This is a genomic window from Xanthomonas sp. F10 (genome assembly GCF_014206815.1).
GTDB classification, from domain to species: Bacteria; Pseudomonadota; Gammaproteobacteria; order Xanthomonadales; family Xanthomonadaceae; genus Xanthomonas_A; species Xanthomonas_A indica.
In genome coordinates this window covers 516,537-533,939 of the sequence record NZ_JACHNP010000002.1, presented here as the reverse complement: position 1 = coordinate 533,939, position 17,403 = coordinate 516,537, and the positions used below count along the sequence as shown (strand labels likewise).

Here is a 17,403-nt window from a genome sequence, read left to right as displayed (position 1 = left end):
AGAGGTGCGCTTCAACCGCTGCGCCCGCGCCACGCCACGCCAGGAAACGGTGCTCTCTCGCACCGAGATGGCGTCGCCTTGCCAGCCTCGCGATCGGTGAGCGCTCACTTGGCGCGCAGCATTCCCAATAACGCCTCTGCCGCCGCCTCGGACGAGGCGGGGTTCTGCCCGGTGACCAGGCGGCCGTCCTCGACTACGTGCACGCCCCAGTCGGCGCCCTTGCTGTAGTCGCCGCCCAGGCGCTGCAGTTCGTCCTCGACCAGGAACGGCACCACCTCGGTCAGGCCGACCGCGGCTTCCTCGCCGTTGGTGAAGCCGGTGACGCGACGGCCCTTCACCAGCGGCGTGCCATCGGCCGCGGTCACTCGGCGCAGCACGCCCGGTGCATGGCAGACGAAGCCGATCGGCTTGCCGGCGCGCGCGAACGCTTCGATCAGCGCGATGGAGTCGCGGTCTTCGGCCAGATCCCACAGCGGGCCGTGGCCGCCCGGGTAGAACAGCGCGTCGTAGTCGTCCACGCGCACCGACGCCAAGGTCTGCGTGCTCGCCAGTTGCTGCTGCGCGGCCGGGTCATCCTTGAAGCGGCGGGTGGCCTCGGTCTGCGCGTCCGGCGCATCGCTCTTCGGGTCCAGCGGCGGCTGCCCGCCCTTGGGCGAGGCCAGCGTGATCTCGGCACCGGCGTCCTTGAACGTGTAGTACGGCGCGGCGAATTCTTCCAGCCAGAAGCCGGTCTTGTGGCCGGTGTCGCCTAGGCGGTCGTGCGACGTCAGCACCATCAGGATCTTCATGCAGAGTTCCTCGTGAGGGGAAGCGGCCATGCGGGGGCAGGCCGGGCGCCGCAGTATCGGCAGCCACGCATTCGCGGCGAGTGAGCGCGACGTGGCGCCGTTCAGTCCACCTGATCCATGCGGATGCGGTTGGCGAACAGCGAGAACGCCAGCATCCCGGCCAGGCCGCTGGCGCGCGCCACCCACGTCGGCAACCAGCGCGGCGGCGCCAGCACGCCGGACTCGAACAGCGGCGCGAACGCGGCCACGTCCTCCAGCGCCATCTTGCCGGCGAACAGCCAGCGGCACAGCGGCAGGCGGTCGCGCTGCAGCGCCTGGCGGAAGAAGGTGTGCACCGACACCAGGCCGCGCAGATACACGGTGTCCTTGGTGAAGGCAGCGCCGCCGGTGGTCGGCACGCCGCGGAACACGCGCTGCGCCGAGGAGAAACTCTCCGCCGGCGCCTGCCCGGCTGCGTCGAAGTAGCGGAACACCTCGATGAAGTCGGCACCGTCGCGGGCCAGCGCGATCGCCTCGATGCGCAGGCTGATCCGTTTCATCCGCGCGATGTCGATGCTGCCGGTGATCTGCTCGGCGAAGGTCGCTAGGCCTTCCTGGGTTGCGGTGGTGCGCGGCGAGGACAGCGCCAGGCTCGGCAACTGCGCCTGTTGCCGGCCATTGAGCGCGGTCAGCGAATGCACCAGCGCCTCGTGGTGGAACAGTTGCGCGCGGTCGTAGTCGCTGAAGTGCGCGCCGGAGCGCAGACGGATGCGCTGTGCGCCGGCGGCGGCCTTGGCCAGCAGGTCCGGATCCAGTTCCACCGTGATCACCCGCGTGCCGAAGAATTCGTCCAGGTCGCGCTGCAGCAGCAGGCGCAAGGCGGTGGCCGACACCGGCACCTGTTCTTCGGCCGAGAACAGTTCGCGGTCCAGTTCCTGGGCGATACGGATGAAATGGCCGGCCGCCTCGCGGGTCGTCGGGCCGTTGCCGGGCATCGGGTCGTCCGGCACCCCGAACAACTGCGCCGAGTACGTGCCCACCGCCGGCGTGCCCAGCGTTTCCAGCAGGGCCGCGGCCAGATCCCAGCTATGCACCGACGCCTGCAGATAGGCGCCGAGCGGGTGCGCCGGATCGGCGGCCTCGGCGATCGCGGCCAGCTCGCGGCGGGTGTCGGCGAAATCCAGCCTGGGGTAGTCCACCTGCGGCAGCTGCGGCTGCCCGCGCGCCACGCTCTCCAGGAACGGCGCCTGCAGCGCCACCGGCCAACTGGCCAGGGCCAGCAGGCGGATGCCGCGCACCGCCTTGACCAGCCGCGCATCGAGCGCGGCGTGGTGGCGGATCTCGGCCGGCAGCGCGCGCTTGGCCACGGCCGGCGTCAGCGGCGCAGGTTGCGCGGCGGCGGGCGCTTGCCGCCCGGCTTGCCGCCGCTGGGCTTGCCGCCCCGGCCGGCGGCCGCGTTCTGAGCCTGGCGCTGCGCCAGCTTGCCGGCCGCGCCGGCCACTTCTTCGCGCAACTTCAGGTAGTTGGCCAGGCGCGCGGCATCGATCTCGCCGCGCTCGATCGCTGCCTGCACCGCACAGCCCGGCTCGGCCAGGTGCGCGCAGTCGTTGAAGCGGCACTGCGCGGCCAGCGCCTCGATGTCGGCGAAGGCGCCTTCGGCCAGGTCTTCCTCGCCGGTGGGCTTGAGTTCGCGCATGCCGGGGGTGTCGATCAGGCAGGCGCCGGACGGCAGCGGCAGCAGCGCGCGATGGGTGGTGGTGTGGCGGCCGCGCGAGTCGGTGGCGCGCACCGCCGCGGTGCGCATCTTCTGCACGCCCAGCAAGGTGTTGGTGAGGGTGGACTTGCCGGCACCGGACGAGCCGACCAGCACCGCGGTCTGCCCCGGCCCCAGCCACGGCTGCAGCGCGGCGACGCTGTCGGCCTCGCGCGCGTTGACCGTGAGCAGCGGGATGGCCTGCGCCGCCAGTTCCTCCAGCACTGCCAACGCATCGTCGGCGTACTCGGTGAGGTCGGCCTTGGTCAGCACCACCACCGGCGCCGCACCGCCGCCGCCCACCAGCAGCAGATAGCGCTCGATCCGCCGCGGGTTGAAGTCCGCATCCAGGCCGCAGACGATGAACACCGTGTCGATGTTGGCCGCGATCACCTGCTGGTGATAGTGCTCGCCGGCGGCGCCGCGCTTGATCGCGGTGCGCCGCGGCAGTAGCGCGACGATGCGCGTGTCCTCCAGCAGCACCCAGTCGCCGACCGCGGCGCGCTCGTGGCTGGGAAAGCGTGGCCGCTGCCAGTCCGGCAGCGATTCGACCTTGAACCCGGTGTCCACCGCATCGGCGACCACGTAGCCGGTGCGGTGCTGCTCCACCACCCGTGCCGGCCGTGCCTGCGGATGTGTGTCGAACAGCGCGCGCCAGGCCGGCTCCTCGGGCATTCCGGGCCAGGGCCAGCCGATGGGGCGCAACGCGTCGAAGTCGATCGGGGAGGAAGTCATGCGCGGATTCTAGAGGGTGTGCCACGCCGCGCGGTGAGCGCCAGGCCGCAGCCATGGCCACGCACAATGACGGCCTGGGATGGCGGCCGCGCCCAACCACGCAGGACAGCGCAGCACCGGGCAGCCCGCCGCAGCGCTGCGCCCGTGGCGGGGCGAGCGCTGCGGCGTGCGTCTGCGGCAGCCACACGGGCCATCCCGGCGCCTCGCCCGATGCGGCGCCCGCGGCAGCGGCCGGCCGCCGTAGACGACCGGCTGCCGCGGCGCCCTCTGCCCCGCCGTGGTGTCACATTTCCGCTACCATGCAGGTCCCACGCCCCACCGGCCAATGCGATGCCCACCCTGCCGATCAAGCCGCTCGCGATCCGCGAACGCCTGTCCGAAGTCCGCTACGAGATCCGCGGCGAACTGGCACGGCGAGCCCGCGAGCTGGAGGCCCAGGGGCGCAAGCTGATCAAGCTCAACATCGGCAATCCCGGCGCGTTCGGTTTCCGTGCGCCGGAACATCTGCAGCGCGCGATCGCCGACGACATGGGCCGTACCGATCCCTATACCCACCAGCAGGGCTTGCCGGAGGCGCGCGAGGCGATCGCCGCGGCCTACGCCCGGCGCCAGCACCCGAACGCGCACCCGGACCGCATCTTCGTCGGCAATGGCGTCAGCGAGCTGATCGACCTGTCGCTGCGCGCCCTGCTCAACCCGGGCGACGAAGTGCTGGTGCCCTCGCCGGACTACCCGCTGTGGTCGGCCGCCACCATCCTCAACGACGGCCGCCCGGTGTACTACCGCTGCGCGCCGGAGAACGGCTTCCAGCCCGACCCGGTGGAGATCGAGACACTGGTGTCCTCGCGCACCCGCGCGATCGTGCTGATCAACCCGAACAACCCCAGCGGCGCCAGCTACTCGCGCGCACTGCTGGAGAAGATCGTCGCCATCGCGGTCAAGCACAACCTGCTGCTGATGGTCGACGAGATCTACGACCAGGTGCTGTACGACGCCGCCGAGTTCGTGTCGGTGGCGCCGCTGGCCGGCGCGCATCCGTGCATCAGCTTCGGCGGCCTGAGCAAGGTGCACCGCGCCTGCGGCTGGCGCGTGGGCTGGGCGCTGCTGTCCGGCGATAGCGAGCGCGTCGGCGATTTCCGCAACGCCATGGACCTGCTCGGCGCGCTGCGCCTGTGCGCCAACGTGCCCGGCCAGTTCGCCATCGATGCCGCGGTCAACGGCCCGGACACGATCTCGCCGTTGTGCGCGCCCGGCGGCCGCCTGTACGAGACCCGCCGCGCGGTGCTCGAGGCCTGCGCGGCCAGCGAGCACCTGTCGCTGGTGCAGCCGGCCGGCGCGCTGTACGCGTTCCCGGCCGTGGTCGGCGCCGCCGCGCGCGGCTTCGACGATCACGCCTTCGCCCTGGAACTGATGGAACAGGAAGGCGTGCTGGTGGTGCCCGGCTCCAGCTTCAACGTGCCCTACCGGCACCATTTCCGCGTCACCCTGCTGCCGGAAGCGGCGACGATGCGCGAAGTGTTCGCGCGCATCGACCGCGTGCTGGCGCGCCGCGCCGAGGACGCCACCAAGGTGGTGCCGCTGAAGCCGCGGGCGGCTGTGGGGCGGTGAGTGGGGACTGGGGAATCGGGAATCGGGAATGGCTAAGCGTGCGCCGTTGCTGGATCGCGTATCCCGGTGATATGGCCGCTGCGGGTTCTGCGTAGATGAGCAAAGGCCGTTTCGCCACGCCCGAGCCCACACTGCTGCGCTATCTGGCGCTGGGCGATTCCTACACGATCGGCGAAGGCGTGGACGCCGACGGACGCTGGCCGATGCAACTGGCCGCGACGCTGCGCCGCGACGGCATCGCGCTGGACGATCCGCAGATCGTCGCCACCACCGGCTGGACCACCGACGAACTGGACGCCGGCATCGATGCGGCAGCCCCGCAGGGCCCCTTCGACCTGGTGACGCTGCTGATCGGCGTCAACAACCAGTACCGCGGCTATCCGCTGGACAATTACCGCGCGCAGTTCGACGCGCTGCTGCAGCGTGCGATCGGCTTCGCCGACGCGCGGCCGCAGCGGGTGCTGGCGGTGTCGATCCCGGACTGGGGCGTGACCGCCTTCGCACAGCCGCCTGCGCACGATCCGGCGCGCATCGCCGTGCAGATCGACGCCTTCAACGCCGCGGCGCAGGCCTGCTGCGCCGCGCGCGCGGTGCGCTTCGTCGATATCACTGCCTGCAGCCGCGATGGCGGCGGCGATCCGGCGATGCTGGCCGCCGACGGGCTGCATCCGTCGGCAGCGATGTATGCGCGCTGGACCGCGCTGCTGTCATCGGCGGCACGCGATGCGTTAGCCTAGCCGGCGTACGACGCCCGCTGCCAAGGACCGACATTGCGCGACGCCAGCACCACCCAGCCCATGACCCGCCCACAGGCCCTGGCCATCGCCCGCGCCTTCCTGCCCACGCATCCGCTGGGCAATCGCTACGACTACTACTACACGCGCACCAAGCTGCGCACCGATCCGCTGTATCCCGGCGTGCTCGCCGCGCTGCGCGGCACCGACGCGTCGGTGCTGGACCTGGGCTGCGGGCTGGGCCTGCTGGCGCACGCGCTGCGCGCCGACGGCCAGCGCCAGCGCTACCACGGCGTGGACATCGATGCGGCCAAGATCCGCCGCGCCGGCGCCATCGCTGCGCGCAACGGGCTGCAGGACACGCATTTCGCGGTGGTCGACCTGGGCCAGTCCTGGCCCGAGCACCACGGCAGCGTCGCGATCCTGGACGTACTTCAGTACCTGGACCGCGACATGCAGTCCAACCTGATCCGCAGCGTGGCGCGGATGCTCACGCCCGGCGCCAAGCTGGTGATCCGCAGCGGTCTCGGCGATGCCAGCGGCCGCGGCCGCACCAGCCGCATCACCGACGTGCTGGCGCACCTGGCCGGCTGGATGCAGGAGCTGCCCAAGGCCTACCCCACCCGCGACAGCCTGCAGGCCCAGCTCGACGCCGCCGGCCTGCGCGCCAGCTTCGCGCCGCTGTACGGCAACACGCCGTTCAACAACTGGCTGATCGTGGCGGAGCCACGGTGAGGCTGGTACTGCCCCGCGCAGGCAGCGGCCGCAGCGGCTGCGCCGGTTCACACCCGGCTTGCCACGCATGACGGCACCCGCGCCACGGCCACACTCCGGCCTGGGCATCGCATCCCTGGCGACCAGCCTGCTCAGCGCGTTCTTGCTGCTCGCAGCGCTGGTGCTCAGCACCTTCTTCGTCATCCCGACGTTCGCCGCTGGCCCGCGCGCGCCGATGTCGCTGCTGCTCGGCCTGCTGGCGTTGTTCACCGCCATCGCGCAGGTCTGCGCCATCGCACTGGGCATCGGCAACTGCCTGCAGCCTGGCCGCAGCAAGCGCTACGGCATCCTCGGTCTGTTGTGCGCCCTGCTCACCCTCGGAGCGATGGCGGCGCTGCTCGCCTACGGCATGACCCGGCCAGGCTGATCCCCGCGGCGGCGAAGCGATCGGCACGGGGACATGCCGCGGGTCGCGATGCCGCGGCACCACGACGCAGTCCGACTCAATCCGGCAACACCGCCTGCAGCCCACGTGCCTGCAAGGCCTGCAATACGCCCTCCACGATCGCCGGGTTGTGCCCGTGCGCCGCGCCTTCGTGCAGCAGCACGATGGCACCGGGGCGCAGGTCGCGGGCGATGCGCGCGACGGTGACCGCGGGGTCGCAGCGCACCCCGTCGAAGCCGCGCGCGCTCCAGGCCACCCGGGTCAGGCCATGCCGGCGCAGCGGCGCGGCGACGAAGGGGTTGGTCATGCCCACCACCGAGCGGTACCAGCGCGGCGCGGTGCCGGCGATCGCGGCCAGCGTCTGCTGCGCCTGGCCGATCTCCTGGGCCATGCGCCGCGGCCCCAGCGCCCAGAACCAGGCCTGCGGGTGATGCTGGCTGTGGTTGCCGATGCCGTGGCCGCGACGCAGGATCTCGCGCACCAGCTGCGGGCGCGCGGCGGCGCGGGCGCCGACCAGGAAGAAGGTGGCCTTGGCCTGATGGCGGTCGAGCAGGTCCAGGATCACCGCGGTGTCGTCGGAAGGGCCGTCGTCGATGGTCAGCCACACCCGCGGCGCGTTGCCGGGCAGGCGGTCCAGCACCGGCGCATACAGCCGCGCCCGCGGCAGGAACACCGGCAGCACCAGCGCCGCGTGCGACAGCAGCAGCGCCGGCAGCCCGACCCGCCACCCGTAGGCCCACCACAGCGCCGCCACCAACGCCTGCGAGGCCAGCGCCCAGGGCAGCCAGCGGTACGGGTGGCGCGGGATGCGATGCAGCGTTTCCGGAACTGTCATGCCCCATGATGCCATGCGGCGTAGAATGACCGGTCCGACTCTGCGACGACTGCTGCCATGTCCCTCGACCCCGCCCTGCGCTCCCGTATCGAAACGCTGCTCAGCTCCAACCGCGTCGTGCTGTTCATGAAAGGCCAGCCGGGCATGCCGCAGTGCGGGTTCTCCGCCAAGGCGGTGGGCGCGCTGAACGAGCTCGGCGTCGACTTCGCCCACGTCAACGTGCTGGCCGACCAGGACATCCGCGAGGGCATCAAGGTCTACGGCGACTGGCCGACCATCCCGCAGCTGTACGTGGACGGCGAGCTGATCGGCGGCAGCGACATCATCCTGCAGATGGCCGGCAGCGGCGAACTGAGCGAGCTGCTCGGCGTGCCGGCGCCGGACCGCACCCCGCCGTCGATCACCATCACCGACGCCGCCGCCGAAATGCTGCGCGGCGCGCTGGCCGACGCCCCGGGCGCGAGCCTGGCGCTGGCGATCGACGCGCAGTTCCAGCCGAACTTCCAGCTGGCGCCGACCGATCCCAACGCCATTGCCGCCGAGTCCAACGGCCTGCGCGTGCAGTTCGACCTGGGCAGCGCGCGCCGCGCCGACGGCATCACCATCGACTGGGTGGACGACATGCGCGGCCGTGGCCTGGCCATCGACAATCCCAACGCGCCCAAGCCGGTGCAGGACCTCAGTCCGCGCGACGCCGACGACCAGGTGCGCGCCGGCAGCGTGATCCTGGTGGACGTGCGTCCGCCGGAGGAGCGCGCGGTGGCGTCGGTCAACGTGCCATTCCGCACCCTCGACGGCGAGCAGCGCGCGCAACTGGAAGCGCTGCCCAAGGACACCGCCCTGGCCTTCCTGTGCCACCGCGGCGGCCGCAGCGCGCAGGCAGCCGAGCACTTCCGTTCGTTGGGCTTCACCAAGGTGCACAACGTGGTCGGCGGCATCGACGCCTGGACCGACCAGGTCGACGGCAGCGTGCCGAAGTACTGAGTCGGGGACCACGTCGTTCGCCTCCAGCGCGGACACTTCGCAAGGGGCGATCGAACGATCGCCCTTTTTTTTTCGCGCGCCGCGATCGCCACAACGCGCAAATACGCAAACGCGTAGGAGCGGCTTCAGCCGCGACCGGGCTTTACCAGGAACGCCCGGTCGCGGCTGAAGCCGCTCCTACCCGAGGCAAAACCGCTTGGCGTCTTGCGCAGGTGCCGGCGGCAGTACCGAGGTTCGGCAATCCGCTGTGGGAGGGCCTTCAGTCCAGACTGCAACGAGATCCGATGCGCCCGATGGCTCCGCTCGTCGCGACTGAAGCGGCTCCCACAAGGAGCAGACTCCCATGTCTCCTGTGCGAGCACTGAGTGAATGCGGAAGGCGGTGCTCACTGCCTGATGCCTCCCTGTGGGAGGGACTTCAGTCCCGACTGCGAGAGATCCAATGCGCCAGTGGCTCCGCTCGTCGCAATCAAACTCGCTCCCACACCATGCCTGCTGTCTCCAGGCGCGCTGGACGCGGATGCCGAAGCATTGCCGCCGCGATACGTCTCCACCGATGTTCGACAAGGAGCGCGAAGCGCATGAGGCGCTGAACGTGTAGCCCCCCTCGACCAAGCTTCTCTCAATCAGACATCTCTCAACCAGCAAACCCACCCGCATCCAGGAACGCCTGCTCCTCCGGCGTCGTCGTACGCCCCAGGGCTGCATTGCGGTGCGGGAAGCGGCCGAAGCGCTGGATCACGTCCTCGTGCACCACCGCCCACTGCAGCGACTCGGCGTCGCCGAGCGCGCTGAACAGCTCCACCGCCTGGCGCTGCCGCGCGGCGTCCTCGGCATGCGTATAGGGCAGGTAGAAGAACATCCGCAATTCCGCATCGGCCTGCTGGTCGAAGCCGGCCGCCAGCGCCTGGTCGGCGTAGCGGCAGGCCAGGCCGTCGGTGGCGAAGGCGTGGGCGCTGCCGCGGAACACGTTGCGCGGCACCTGGTCGAGCAACAGCAGCAGCGCCAGCGCGCTCTCGGCGTCGGCCAGCCAGTCGGCGCGTTCGCCGCGCGCGGCGGCATGGTGCGCGTCCAGCAGGTGCTGGCGGACGTTGGCGTCGAAGGAGTCGTTGGCGGCGAACCAGCGTTCGCGGCCGGCGCTGCGCCAGAAGTCCACGACGGTGCGCGCGGGGGTGTCGGTCATCGCGGTGTCCATGAGCGGGAATGGGTCTGCATACCAGGTTTCGCGTCGCGATCCGGTGCATCAAACCACGCCCATGCCGCACCCGCACTTGGCAAGCGCGCCGGCTCGGGCTAGCGTGCGGGCACGGCCGCAAGGGCCGCGTCCATCTTCCGGGGAAAATCCGATGCGTCATCTGTTGCTCGCCTGCCTGGGCGTGGCGTTGTGCGGCCCGGCCGCTGCCGCCTCGCGTTTCGTCGACGATCCCTATCCCAGCACCTACCGCGCGCTGCCCTCGGTGCCGGTGCTGATCGAACACGCCACCGTGCTCACCGGCACCGGCGAGCGCCTGGACGATGCCGACGTGCTGCTGCAGGACGGCCGCGTGCAGGCGGTCGGCCGTGCGCTGGCCGCGCCGGCCAACGCCACCCGCATCGACGGCCACGGCAAGTGGGTCACGCCCGGCATCATCGATGTGCACTCGCACCTGGGCGTCTACCCAAGCCCGGGGGTCAGCGCGCACAGCGACGGCAACGAGGCGACCGCGCCGGTGACCCCGAACGTGTGGGCCGAACATTCGATCTGGCCGCAGGATCCCGGCTTCGGCACCGCGCTGGCCGGCGGCGTCACCGCGCTGCAGGTGCTGCCCGGCTCGGCCAACCTGGTCGGCGGCCGCGGCGTCACGTTGAAGAACGTGCCGGCCACCACCTACCAGGCGATGAAGTTCCCCGGCGCGCCGTGGGGCCTGAAGATGGCCTGCGGCGAGAACCCCAAGCGGGTCTACGGCGAGAAGGGCGGCCCGTCCACGCGCATGGGCAACGTCGCCGGCTACCGCGCCGCCTTGATCGACGCCAGCGAATACCTGCGCAAGAACGCGCCGATGCAGAAGAGCCCGCCCAAGCGCCACTGGTGGAGCCGCGGCAACGGCGACAACGACAGCAGCGGCGACAGCGGCGGCAAGCGCGACCTGAAGCTGGACACCCTGGCCGGCGCCATCAACGGCGACATCCGCGTGCACATCCACTGCTACCGCGCCGACGAGATGACCACCATGCTCGACCTGGCCAAGGAGTTCGGCTTCAAGATCGCCGCCTTCCATCATGGCGTGGAGGCCTACAAGATCGCCGACCGCCTGGCCCAGGAGAACGTCTGCGGCGCGCTGTGGGCGGACTGGTGGGGCTTCAAGATGGAGGCCTTCGACGGCATCCAGGAGAACATCGCCCTGGTCGATCGCCCGGCCAACGGCTGCGCGATCGTGCACTCGGACTCGGAGGAAGGCATCCAGCGGCTCAACCAGGAAGCGGCCAAGGCGATGGCCGCCGGGCGCCGCGCCGGCATGGACATCCCGCCCGAACGCGCGATCCGCTGGCTGACCAGCAATCCGGCCAAGGCGCTGGGCATCGACAAGCAGACCGGCTCGCTGGAGCCGGGCAAGATGGCCGACGTGGTGCTGTGGAACGGCAACCCCTTCAGCTCCTACGCCCTGGCCGACAAGGTCTACATCGACGGCGCGCAGGTCTACGACCGCGCCGACCGCCGCCTGCAACCCACCTCCGATTTCATGCTTGGCCAGGAGGCTGCCCCATGAGCCGCGCCCTATCTTCGCCGCACCGCCTGGCGCAGCGCCTGGCGCTGGCCGCCTGTCTGCTGCTGGGCAGCGCGCCCGGCGTCGCCCAGGACGTGCTGATCCGCGGCGCCACCGTGCACACCGCCAGCGCCCGCGGCACCCTGGCCAATGCCGACGTGCTGGTCCAGGGCGGGGTGATCCGCGCGGTCGGCCCCGGCCTGAGCGCGCCGGCCGGCGTCGCCGTGGTCGAAGCCAAAGGCCGGCCACTGACCCCGGCGCTGTTCGGCGGCATCACCGAGATCGGCATCGAGGAGGTCTCCGGCGAGGCCTCCACCGTCGACAGCACGCTGACCCTGCCGCACGACCAGCCGATGCGTCCCGAGTTCGACGTGACCCTGGCCTACAACCCCGAATCGGTGCTGATCCCGGTCGCACGCGTGGAAGGCATCGGCTTCACCGCGCTCGGCGCCAACACCGGCGGCGCCTTCGTCGCCGGCCAGGGTGCGGTGATGCGCCTGGACGGCGGCGCCGATCCGATCGGCCCGCGCGCGCTGTACCTGCACCTGGGCAGCGATGCGCTGGAACTGAGCGGCAAGTCGCGTGCGGCGCAGTGGATGTTGCTCGACCAGTTGGTGGCCGAGGCCCGCGGGCGCATGCCCGCCGACTCGCCGCATGCGCTGCTGACCCCGGCCGGCCGCGCGGTGCTGGCGCGCTACCTCGCCGGCCAGGGCCGCATCGTGGTGACGGTGAACCGGGCGGCCGACATCCGCCAGCTGCTGCGCTGGGCGCAGCGCGAGAAGGTGCGCATCGCCATCGCCGGCGGCGACGAGGCCTGGAAGCTGGCGCCGGAACTGGCAAAGGCGCAGGTGCCGGTGTTCGTCAATGCGCTGGACGACCTGCCGGCCAGCTTCGACCAGATCGGCGCCACCCTGGAGAACGCCGCGCGCCTCAATGCCGCCGGCGTGGCGGTGAGCTTCACCCAGGGCGGCGACGGCGCGCACAACGCGCGCAAGCAGCGGCAACTGGCCGGCAACGCGGTTGCGCACGGGCTGCCGTGGGACGCCGCCCTGGCCGGCCTGACCCGGGTTCCGGCCGAGGCGTTTGGCGTGGGCGACCGCCTGGGCAGCATCGCCCCGGGCAAGCTCGCCGACCTGGTGCTGTGGGAGGGCGACCCGCTGGACGTGGCGCATTACGCCGAGCAGGTCTGGCTGGGCGGCCGCGCCATCCCGATGCGCTCGCGGCAGACCGAACTGCGCGACCGCTACATGCAGCACAGCGGCGCGCTGCCGAAGGCCTACACCCACTAGCCCCGCCGGGGACGCGGAGACGGCAGCGTGCAGACGCTGCCGTTCCCCGGCGACACACGTGGCCGCGCGCTCGACCACGCGCGGCTGAGCGCCACCCGACCGGCGCGCGTCGGCGACATCCGGCAGCGCACCGACGCGCAGTAGGCTGAGCGCCTTCTTGCCCTTGCGCGCACCGCCATGCCCCGCCTGTCTCGCCTGCTGCTGTGTCTGTTCGCGCTGACCAGTGCAGCGCCCGCATGGGCCGGCGCGAGCCGCTTCGGCGTCGCCAGGGTCGGCGAGCGCTTCGTCGTCGACAGCGGCGCCGATCTGCAGTTCAGCGTGGACGCGCGCACCGGCGACGTGGTCTCCATGCGCTACCGCGGCGTCGAACTGGAGAGCCCGGAAGCCAAGCACTCGCAGATCGCCTCGGGCCTGGGCAGCGCCAGCGTCACCGCACGCACCGTCGGCGACACCATCGTGGTCTCGGCCAGCGCCGGCGACCTGGTGCAGTACTACATGGCGCGCAAGGGACGCGACGCGATCTATCTGGCCACCTACGCACCGACCCTGCTGCCGGTCGGCGAATTGCGCTTCATCGCCAGGCTCGACGCGGTCAAGCTGCCTAACGCAGAACGCGAGCCGGATTCCAACGTCGGCACCGCGATCGAAGGCAAGGACGTGTTCCTGCTGCCCAACGGCCGCACCAGCTCCAAGTTCTACTCGGCGCGGCGCGCGATCGACGACACCGTGCATGGCGTCAGCGGTCCCGGCCTCGCCGTGCGGATGTGGATGGGCGATCGCGAACACAGCGCCGGCGGGCCGTTCTTCAAGGACATCGCCACGCAACGGACCGCGCGCACCCACGAGCTGTACAACTACATGTTCTCCAACCACACCCAGACCGAACCGTACCGCGGCGGCCTGCATGGCGTGTACGTGCTGCAGTTCAGCCAGGGCGGCGCGGCGGCGCAGGTGCCGCCGGACCTGCGCTTCGTGGACGCGTCGCTGGGGCTGCAGGGCTTCCTGGGCGCAGCGGAGCGCGGCGCGGTGGCCGGCCAGGTCTCCGGCATCGCCGCGGGGCGGCCGGCGGTGGTGGCCCTGCGCAACGCGCAGGCGCAGTACTGGGCCAGGGCCGACGCCGATGGCCGCTTCCGCATCGCCGGCATCCGCCCCGGCGCGTACCGCATCGCGCTGTACCAGAACGAGCTGGAGCTGGCCCACGCCACGGTGCAGATCAATGCCGCGGCCACCGCACAGGCCGAGCTGCATGCGGTGCCGCTGCCGGGCCAGGTGATCTGGCAGATCGGCGATCCCGATGGCACGCCGGCCGGCTTCCGCAACGCCGCGCTGCTGGCGAGCGCGCATCCTTCCGACCGGCGCATGGCGCCGTGGGGGCCGCTCACGTATCGCGTGGGCCGCGACCCTCTCGACGCGTTCCCGGCAGCGCAATGGCGCGGCGTCAACACGCCCATCCGCATCGCCTTCGTGCTCGGCCGCGACCAGGTGCACGCCTATCGCCTGCGCTTGTTCGTCACCCTGACCCAGGCCGGCGGCCGTCCGCAGCTGCGAGTGAACGAGCGCTGGAACGGACCGGTGCCGCCACGCCCGGAGCAGCCGGATAGCCGCGGCATCACCCGCGGTACCTATCGCGGCAACAACACGGCGTATCTGTTCGACATCCCCGCCAGCGCCCTGCAGGCCGGCCTCAACACGCTGGACATCGAGGTCGCGTCGGGCACGCCGGACAACGGCTTCCTCGGCCCCGGCCTGGTCTTCGACAGCGTGCAACTGCTCGCGCCGTGAGGCGGCACCGTGAGGCGCTGGAGAGACGCCGTTTGCCTGCGCACGCTGGCACCGGGCTGGAACGCGCCGGCAACGATGCCGAGGACATGCGCCACGGCGTGCCGCCTGGCGACGCCGACGCGTTCCTGCCGATCGCCCGCGCCGCCCGGCACAACGCGGCGCGGCGCAAGGCGCCGCCGCCCTGCGCCCGGCGGCGCCCTACAGCGGCTCAGTTGGCGCCGATGTTGGCCTGGATCCAGGCCCAGCCGTTGCCGCGCACCACCTCGAAGCCCGCCTCGACCACGTGCAGGTACATCGCATTGCTGAAGCGTCCGTCCTGCGCGCGGTGATTGTGCAGCCAGGTCAGGAACGGCTTGATGTCGATGTTGAGATTGCCGTTGCTCGGCAGGGTCGGCTGGCCGGCGGTGTTGTGCGGAATGAAGGTGTACACGTAGTAGCCGGCGGCGCTGTTCATGCCTCCCCACAGATCGAAGGTGTAGCCGCCGGCGCTGATGACGTTGCTGGCGGTGAGCGTGCCGATCGGATACGAGTTGTGGCCGCCCCAGATCATCACTTCGGTCTGCGGGATCGCGCTGGAGGAGACCGTGCTGTCCCAGCGGAAGAACAGGTCGTAGGCGAAATCGCCGCCCAGGTTGCTGCCACCGGACGAGTACGCGAAGGTCGCCGGCAATGACCGCAGCGCCGAGACCTGCCGCGGGAAGGTGCGGTCGGAGGTGGGATTGAAGCCGTAGTGCGAGCCGCGCAGGATCGCCGGATAGCCGTACAGGCTCGCGTTGGGGAAATTGAAGGTCACGGTCATGCTCGGCGTGCTGCCGCTGTGGAAGGTGCCCTGGATGACGTTGTTGGGATCGTTGAAGTTGTTCACCCAGGCGTACTGGTTGCCGTACACCTGGTAGGGACCGGCCAGCGCCATAGGCGCGACGGCGAGCAGGGCCGCGGCGAGCAGCGCGCGCACGGTCCGTGTGCGGCCGCGCAACGACCGTGCGAGCGTGACGGGAAAGCGCGGCGAAGCGGCGGCGGAAACGGGAGCGGAAGCGTGCATGGCGGTCTCTCCTGAGCGTGCAGGGGCAGCGACGGTGCTGCCGCGACGGACGCTAGCAAGGCGCGCGCGCCGCGAGCTATGACAAGACCCGCGCACGCCATGCGCCAACGCAATAGCGCTACCGCGATCCAGGGCGCGGGCGTGGGGCGCTTCACAGGTATCTCGTGCCGGCGAGATTCTCGCCCGCGCATCGTCTACGCCGCGCTGTCTGCGCGCGCCCACGCGACACCGGCGTCCCGCACTGCAGCATGCACGGGCATGCAGTCGCCGCGCGCGCGGCGCCGCGCTAAGCTGAGCGGTCATTGCGGAGAAGCACGATGCCGTTGCGCTGGTACTTCGATTTCATCTCGCCGTTCTCCTACCTGCACTGGCAGCAGGTGAAAACGCTTCCGGAGTTCGCCCGGATCCAGCCGGTGCCGATCGTGTTCGGTGCGGTGCTGGCGCAGCTGCAGACGCGCGGGCCGGCCGAGGTGCCGCACAAGCGCGAGTTCACCTACCGCTTCGTGCAGTGGCAGGCGCAGCAGCAGGGCGTGCCGCTGCGCTTCCCGCCGGCTCATCCGTTCAACCCGCTGACGGCGCTGCGCCTGTGCGTCGCTGCGGGCACCACGCCGCAGGCCATCGATGCGATCTTCGACTGGCTGTGGCGCGATGGCCACGCCGGCGACGACGCCGCGGCGCTGGCGCCGGTCGGCCAGGTGCTGGGCATCGCCGACGTGGCTGCGGCCACCGCCGAGGCCCAGGTCAAGGCGCAACTACGCGCCAACACCGAGCAGGCGCTGGCGGCCGGCGTGTTCGGCGTGCCGACCCTGCAGATCGACGACACCCTGCTGTGGGGCAACGACGCGCACGCGCTGATGCGGGCGGTGCTGGCCGACCCGCAGCTGCTGCAGCGCGGCGAGATGGCGCGCCTGGGCAGTCTGCCGGCCGCGGTGCAGCGCAACGCCTGAGCCGCCGCCATGTCCATCGACATTTCCCAATCCCGGAGATCCAGCGGATGCGCATCGGCATCGTCGTAGATTCCGCCTGCGATCTGCCGCAGGACTACATCGCAGCACACGACCTGGTGGTGTTGCCGATCAGCGTGCGCCTCGGCGGCACGGTGCTCGCCGATCGCCGCGACGAAGCGGCGACGCTCGAGTTCCTGCACGCGCAGGTCAGCGCGCATGGCGCCGAGGCCGAGACCGTGCCCTACAGCGTGGCGCAGATCCGCGAGCTGTTCCTCGGCCGGCTGGTCATCGACTACGACCATGTGTTCTGCCTGACCATCGCCAAGACCCGCAGCCCGATCCACGATCACGCGCAGCAGGCCGGCTTCGCCATCCTCACCGACTACAAGCCGATCCGCCAGGCCGCCGGCCATGCCTCGCCGTTCGCATTGCGGGTGATCGACACCCAGAACCTGTTCGCCGCGCAGGCGGTGGTCGCCGTCGAGGCGGTGCGGTTGCGTACCGGCGGCGCCAGCGTGCAGGCCATCCGCGAGCGGCTGGAAACGCTGGCCGAGCACACCCATGGCTACATGATCGCGCGCGACCTGTACTACCTGCGCAGCCGCGCGCGCAGCAAGGGCGACCGCAGCGTCGGCCTGCTCAGCGCCGCGCTCGGCTCGGCCCTGGACATCAAGCCGGTGCTGCACTGCCATCGCGGCGAGACCGCGCCGGTGGCCAAGCTCAAGGGCTTCGAGCACGCCGTGCAGACGTTGTTCGGTCTGGCCGCCAAGCGCGTGGCCAGCGGGCTGATGACGCCCACGCTGTGCGTGAGCTATGGCGGCGAGTTGACGGAACTGCACGCCCTGCCCGGCTACGCAGCGCTGCGGCAGGCCTGTGACACTCATGGCGTGGAGTTGCTGGAAAGCGTGATGAGCCTGACCGGCATGGTCAACGTCGGCAAGGGCGCACTGGTGCTGGGCTTCGCCGGCGAAGCGCTGCGCTTCGGTTGATCCGCCCGCTGGCCGCGTCGACGACGGCGCGCCGCC

The 17,403-nt window shown here is 71.1% G+C and carries 16 protein-coding genes; 10 read left to right on the top strand and 6 right to left on the bottom strand.

What is annotated here, in order from left to right; translation table 11 throughout:
* Positions 1–104: 104 nt before the first annotated feature.
* The 3 genes from FHR56_RS13825 to rsgA form a co-directional block, all read right to left on the bottom strand.
* Positions 105–788 (bottom strand): type 1 glutamine amidotransferase domain-containing protein, encoded by a 684-nt coding sequence (locus FHR56_RS13825; RefSeq protein ID WP_160945373.1) that lies wholly within the window; start codon positions 786–788, stop codon positions 105–107.
* A gap of 101 nt (positions 789–889) precedes the next feature.
* Entirely contained in the window at positions 890–2,134 is a 1,245-nt protein-coding gene (locus FHR56_RS13820; protein ID WP_160945374.1) for a flavohemoglobin expression-modulating QEGLA motif protein, read from the bottom strand.
* A gap of 8 nt (positions 2,135–2,142) precedes the next feature.
* Positions 2,143–3,255, bottom strand: coding sequence for a ribosome small subunit-dependent GTPase A (rsgA, locus tag FHR56_RS13815; RefSeq protein WP_160945375.1), 1,113 nt, complete (start codon positions 3,253–3,255; stop codon positions 2,143–2,145).
* A 330-nt stretch (positions 3,256–3,585) separates the two neighbouring features.
* On the opposite strand from rsgA, the gene FHR56_RS13810 reads away from it, so the two are divergent.
* The 4 genes from FHR56_RS13810 to FHR56_RS13795 all read left to right on the top strand — a co-directional run bounded on the left by FHR56_RS13810 (position 3,586) and on the right by FHR56_RS13795 (position 6,738).
* Positions 3,586–4,863, top strand: a complete 1,278-nt coding sequence (locus tag FHR56_RS13810; protein WP_184502647.1) for a pyridoxal phosphate-dependent aminotransferase — start codon at positions 3,586–3,588, stop codon at positions 4,861–4,863.
* Between the two features lie 95 nt (positions 4,864–4,958).
* Positions 4,959–5,600, top strand: coding sequence for an SGNH/GDSL hydrolase family protein (locus FHR56_RS13805; RefSeq protein ID WP_160945377.1), 642 nt, complete (start codon positions 4,959–4,961; stop codon positions 5,598–5,600).
* Positions 5,601–5,660: 60 nt separating this feature from the next.
* Complete coding sequence (locus FHR56_RS13800) at positions 5,661–6,332, top strand: methyltransferase domain-containing protein (RefSeq protein ID WP_160945378.1); 672 nt, start codon at positions 5,661–5,663, stop codon at positions 6,330–6,332.
* A 67-nt stretch (positions 6,333–6,399) separates the two neighbouring features.
* Positions 6,400–6,738: a hypothetical protein gene (locus FHR56_RS13795; RefSeq protein ID WP_160945379.1), complete on the top strand. Its 339-nt coding sequence runs from the start codon at positions 6,400–6,402 to the stop codon at positions 6,736–6,738.
* 76 nt (positions 6,739–6,814) lie between these two features.
* On the opposite strand, the gene FHR56_RS13790 is transcribed toward FHR56_RS13795, so the two are convergent.
* Positions 6,815–7,606, bottom strand: coding sequence for a polysaccharide deacetylase family protein (locus FHR56_RS13790; RefSeq protein ID WP_184502646.1), 792 nt, complete (start codon positions 7,604–7,606; stop codon positions 6,815–6,817).
* A gap of 42 nt (positions 7,607–7,648) precedes the next feature.
* Here FHR56_RS13790 and grxD point away from each other — a divergent pair, with 42 nt between their 5' ends.
* Positions 7,649–8,575, top strand: coding sequence for a Grx4 family monothiol glutaredoxin (gene grxD, locus FHR56_RS13785; protein ID WP_160945381.1), 927 nt, complete (start codon positions 7,649–7,651; stop codon positions 8,573–8,575).
* A 636-nt stretch (positions 8,576–9,211) separates the two neighbouring features.
* Here grxD and FHR56_RS13780 read toward each other — a convergent pair.
* On the bottom strand, positions 9,212–9,757 hold the full coding sequence (locus tag FHR56_RS13780; RefSeq protein WP_160945382.1) for a DUF924 family protein: 546 nt from the start codon (positions 9,755–9,757) through the stop codon (positions 9,212–9,214).
* Positions 9,758–9,920: 163 nt separating this feature from the next.
* On the opposite strand from FHR56_RS13780, the gene FHR56_RS13775 reads away from it, so the two are divergent.
* The 3 genes from FHR56_RS13775 to FHR56_RS13765 all read left to right on the top strand — a co-directional run bounded on the left by FHR56_RS13775 (position 9,921) and on the right by FHR56_RS13765 (position 14,389).
* Positions 9,921–11,321, top strand: coding sequence for an amidohydrolase (locus FHR56_RS13775; protein ID WP_160945383.1), 1,401 nt, complete (start codon positions 9,921–9,923; stop codon positions 11,319–11,321).
* The gene (locus FHR56_RS13770; protein ID WP_160945384.1) at positions 11,318–12,607 is read left to right on the top strand and encodes an amidohydrolase family protein; all 1,290 of its coding nucleotides are present in this window, start codon (positions 11,318–11,320) and stop codon (positions 12,605–12,607) included. Before FHR56_RS13775 ends, FHR56_RS13770 begins: the two co-directional genes overlap by 4 nt.
* 177 nt (positions 12,608–12,784) lie before the next feature.
* Positions 12,785–14,389 (top strand): rhamnogalacturonan lyase B N-terminal domain-containing protein, encoded by a 1,605-nt coding sequence (locus FHR56_RS13765; RefSeq protein WP_160945385.1) that lies wholly within the window; start codon positions 12,785–12,787, stop codon positions 14,387–14,389.
* A 208-nt stretch (positions 14,390–14,597) separates the two neighbouring features.
* Here the strand turns inward: FHR56_RS13765 and FHR56_RS13760 are convergent, their stop codons facing one another.
* A complete protein-coding gene (locus FHR56_RS13760; RefSeq protein WP_160945386.1) occupies positions 14,598–15,431 on the bottom strand; it encodes a cellulase in 834 nt (277 codons plus the stop codon).
* A 317-nt stretch (positions 15,432–15,748) separates the two neighbouring features.
* On the opposite strand from FHR56_RS13760, the gene FHR56_RS13755 reads away from it, so the two are divergent.
* Complete coding sequence (locus FHR56_RS13755) at positions 15,749–16,378, top strand: DsbA family protein (protein WP_160945387.1); 630 nt, start codon at positions 15,749–15,751, stop codon at positions 16,376–16,378.
* Positions 16,379–16,425: 47 nt separating this feature from the next.
* Positions 16,426–17,367, top strand: a complete 942-nt coding sequence (locus tag FHR56_RS13750) for a DegV family protein (protein ID WP_160945388.1) — start codon at positions 16,426–16,428, stop codon at positions 17,365–17,367.
* Positions 17,368–17,403: the final 36 nt, after the last annotated feature.

What these genes read in the sequence shown, in the direction of transcription:
- FHR56_RS13825 (WP_160945373.1), bottom strand. Translation starts at nt 788, where the DNA reads ATGAAGATCCTGATGGTGCTGACGTCGCACGACCGCCTAGGCGACACC.
- rsgA (WP_160945375.1), bottom strand. Translation starts at nt 3,255, where the DNA reads ATGACTTCCTCCCCGATCGACTTCGACGCGTTGCGCCCCATCGGCTGG.
- FHR56_RS13810 (WP_184502647.1), top strand. Translation starts at nt 3,586, where the DNA reads ATGCCCACCCTGCCGATCAAGCCGCTCGCGATCCGCGAACGCCTGTCC.
- FHR56_RS13805 (WP_160945377.1), top strand. Translation starts at nt 4,959, where the DNA reads ATGAGCAAAGGCCGTTTCGCCACGCCCGAGCCCACACTGCTGCGCTAT.
- FHR56_RS13800 (WP_160945378.1), top strand. Translation starts at nt 5,661, where the DNA reads ATGACCCGCCCACAGGCCCTGGCCATCGCCCGCGCCTTCCTGCCCACG.
- FHR56_RS13795 (WP_160945379.1), top strand. Translation starts at nt 6,400, where the DNA reads ATGACGGCACCCGCGCCACGGCCACACTCCGGCCTGGGCATCGCATCC.
- FHR56_RS13790 (WP_184502646.1), bottom strand. Translation starts at nt 7,606, where the DNA reads ATGGCATCATGGGGCATGACAGTTCCGGAAACGCTGCATCGCATCCCG.
- grxD (WP_160945381.1), top strand. Translation starts at nt 7,649, where the DNA reads ATGTCCCTCGACCCCGCCCTGCGCTCCCGTATCGAAACGCTGCTCAGC.
- FHR56_RS13780 (WP_160945382.1), bottom strand. Translation starts at nt 9,757, where the DNA reads ATGACCGACACCCCCGCGCGCACCGTCGTGGACTTCTGGCGCAGCGCC.
- FHR56_RS13775 (WP_160945383.1), top strand. Translation starts at nt 9,921, where the DNA reads ATGCGTCATCTGTTGCTCGCCTGCCTGGGCGTGGCGTTGTGCGGCCCG.
- FHR56_RS13770 (WP_160945384.1), top strand. Translation starts at nt 11,318, where the DNA reads ATGAGCCGCGCCCTATCTTCGCCGCACCGCCTGGCGCAGCGCCTGGCG.
- FHR56_RS13765 (WP_160945385.1), top strand. Translation starts at nt 12,785, where the DNA reads ATGCCCCGCCTGTCTCGCCTGCTGCTGTGTCTGTTCGCGCTGACCAGT.
- FHR56_RS13760 (WP_160945386.1), bottom strand. Translation starts at nt 15,431, where the DNA reads ATGCACGCTTCCGCTCCCGTTTCCGCCGCCGCTTCGCCGCGCTTTCCC.
- FHR56_RS13755 (WP_160945387.1), top strand. Translation starts at nt 15,749, where the DNA reads ATGCCGTTGCGCTGGTACTTCGATTTCATCTCGCCGTTCTCCTACCTG.
- FHR56_RS13750 (WP_160945388.1), top strand. Translation starts at nt 16,426, where the DNA reads ATGCGCATCGGCATCGTCGTAGATTCCGCCTGCGATCTGCCGCAGGAC.